Origin of the sequence: Mycolicibacterium sichuanense (genome assembly GCF_033741125.1) — a bacterium.
In the GTDB taxonomy this organism is placed as follows: Bacteria; Actinomycetota; Actinomycetes; order Mycobacteriales; family Mycobacteriaceae; genus Mycobacterium.
Genome location: NZ_JAWQPU010000029.1, coordinates 1 through 371 on the forward strand (window position 1 = coordinate 1; position 371 = coordinate 371).

The 371-nt window shown below is 65.8% G+C and carries 1 pseudogene; it reads left to right on the plus strand.

Features of this window, described 5'->3' with window-relative positions:
- Positions 1-371 (plus strand): annotated as a pseudogene (locus SBI80_RS28165) (acetaldehyde dehydrogenase (acetylating)); the annotation flags it as partial.

A 371-nucleotide genomic window follows, 5' to 3' on the forward strand; every position in this document is an offset into this window, starting at 1 on the left:
TCCTCGGCGTCGGCCGGCCCGGGAACCCGGGCCAACATCGACGAGTTCACCAAGACCACCAGTGCCGGCGTGGAGGTGATCGGCGGCGCGAAGCGCGGTAAGGCCATCATCATTCTCAACCCGGCCGATCCGCCGATGATCATGCGCGACACCATCTTCTGCGCGATTCCTGAGGACGCCGACCACGACGCGATCACGGCCTCGATCAAGGAGGTGGTCGCGCAGGTGCAGACCTACGTGCCGGGCTACCGGTTGCTCAACGAGCCGCAGTTCGATGAGCCGACGGTGTTCAACGGCGGCCATCACCTGGTGACCACGTTCGTGGAGGTCGAGGGGGCGGGGGACTATCTGCCGCCGTATGCGGGGAATCT